This is a genomic window from Dietzia sp. (assembly GCF_036741115.1).
Lineage (GTDB): Bacteria > Actinomycetota > Actinomycetes > Mycobacteriales > Mycobacteriaceae > Dietzia.
In genome coordinates this window covers 1-1879 of record NZ_DAINST010000157.1, presented here as the reverse complement: position 1 = coordinate 1879, position 1879 = coordinate 1, and the positions used below count along the sequence as shown (strand labels likewise).

Sequence of the window (1879 nt, the reverse complement as noted above, 5' to 3'; positions counted from 1 at the left end):
CGAAAACGGTCATGGCGTTGCGCTGGGCGGTCGAGCCGGAAGCCGAGATGGAATCCGAGACCTCACAGCCGTCGCCCGAACCCGAGGCATCGGACGAGCTGCTGTCGCTGCTGCAGGCGGCGAGGCCAATAGAGGCGACCGTCGCGATGCCGAGAAGTGCACCTACGCGCTTGGTGTTCACGAACATATCCTCCGTTGATAGTCCGGTCCGCCAAGCTCCGGGTTGCGGTGCGGACCGAGTGCATTTTCGCTGGCCGACAATGCGCCGTGCCCGGCCCCACGGGCACGCCGGGAAGGACGGAACAGTACTCCCGGGCGTTGCGCGGAGGAGCGCACATCATCACCGAGGCAACACGCTAAGCATCCTTTATTTACGCGTTCCATACTCAAGGTGAACAAGGGGTAAATTGGCAGCTAAAGCCCGACGGAGTTGCGTAATAACCTGAGAATTGGGGGAGAAAAAGCCGGTCGGCAGTACCCCCGCTTCACCATCGCCGCAGGTCCCTGCACCACTCGGTGTCGGTCGGCAGCACTCTCTGTGATCTCGCTCTCAGGTTCGCGGCGCGGCCACCCCCGCGACAGTTCCTCCCCTACGCACCGACCGGCCCGTACATCACGTCCCTCTTGGCCACGGCGAAACCGAGCCGCTCGTATGCGTGGATCGCCTTCTCGTTATCGCCCTCGACGTATAGCTCCACGGTGTCGATGCCCTCGGCCTCGAGGTGCGCGATGCCCACCGCCGTCAACCATTGCCCGAGCCCGCGGCCCTGTGCGGAGGGATCGACCCCCACCACGTAGACCTCCCCCAACGGCTTCCCGCTGGGCCCGGCTGCGTTGTTGTCGTCACCGTCGACCGTCTTCGTCCAGTGGAACCCGGAGACCACGAGCGGCTCCCCCTTTTCGACGGCGAGGAAGAAGCCGGCGGGATCGAACCACGAGACGTCCATGCGCTCGCGCAGCGTCTCGAGCGTCCAGCCGCCCTGCTCGGGATGCCACGAGAACGCCGCGTTGTTGACCCGCAGGATCGCCGCGTCCACGGCGTCGGCGCCGAAGCGCTCATACGCGGTACGGAGGTCGAGGATCTCGATCTCGGGGTCCTCGCGGCCCGCCGCCTCGGCGATCGACGGCGCGCCCTCGCGCTCGCGTTCCATCACGAGCAGCTCGCGCACGACACCCATGCCGAGCGCGCCCGCAATGGCCTTCGCCGCCGGCCCGTCCCCGTGCGCCCAGAAACGCATGTGCGGATGACGGCGGACGAGCCATTTGGCCAACCGGCCGCCCAGCCCCCTGCCGCGGAACGGGACGGCGACGACGAACTCGACGTCGTGGCCTTCGTCGGAGTCTGCGGCCTGCGCGTACGCGGCGAGCGCCTTCGCCGGCGCGGTCTCGACCTCGACCTCTGCCTCGTTCTCGACTTCGACTTCGACTTCGACGAGCACGTGCGCGATTCCGGGCTGCGGCCTGTCGAGCGCGAGGAGCGGCTGCTCACCAAGAGGCGCGACGCCATCGGCGGCCTCGGCCGCAGCCGTGATCGCCCTGATCTGCGACACGCGCTGCGGGTCGAGCGTGCCGAGCTCGGTGAACTCCGGCTCGCCGGTGAACTCGATGCGCCCCGCGGCGCCGTCTCGTGCGGCCGTGTCGCCTGTGTGGGCCGTGCCGCCCTGCTGTTCCTCCATGCCACCACTGTGCCCCGAGCGCGGCCGGGCCCGCCAGAACCCGGCGGTTCCTGTCGGCACCGCGGACGCCCGCCGGCGCCCGACTGGGCCTTACTACGGGTGGACGGCCTTGTACCCCACGTTGCGGACGGTCCCGATGAGCGCTTCGTTCTCCGATCCGAGCTTTGCCCGGAGGCGGCGGACGTGGACGTCAACCGTGCGGG

General features: G+C 68.5%; 2 protein-coding genes and 1 pseudogene. All 3 read right to left on the bottom strand.

Annotation, left to right across the window (positions count from 1 at the left end; translation table 11 throughout):
- A pseudogene (locus V7E05_RS14180) lies at window positions 1–181 on the bottom strand (phosphate ABC transporter substrate-binding protein PstS); the annotation flags it as partial.
- A gap of 409 nt (window positions 182–590) precedes the next feature.
- Window positions 591–1676 carry a mycothiol synthase gene (gene mshD / locus V7E05_RS14175; RefSeq protein WP_333620271.1) on the bottom strand — a complete coding sequence of 362 codons (1086 nt, stop codon included), beginning with the start codon at window positions 1674–1676 and terminating at the stop codon, window positions 591–593.
- 93 nt (window positions 1677–1769) lie between these two features.
- Window positions 1770–1879, bottom strand: a 110-nt coding sequence (locus tag V7E05_RS14170; RefSeq protein WP_333620272.1) for a winged helix-turn-helix domain-containing protein, incomplete at its 5' end; no start/stop codon positions are given.

Bases quoted from the DNA above. Each gene is read 5' to 3' on its own strand.
- mshD (WP_333620271.1), bottom strand. From the start codon at position 1,676: ATGGAGGAACAGCAGGGCGGCACGGCCCACACAGGCGACACGGCCGCA.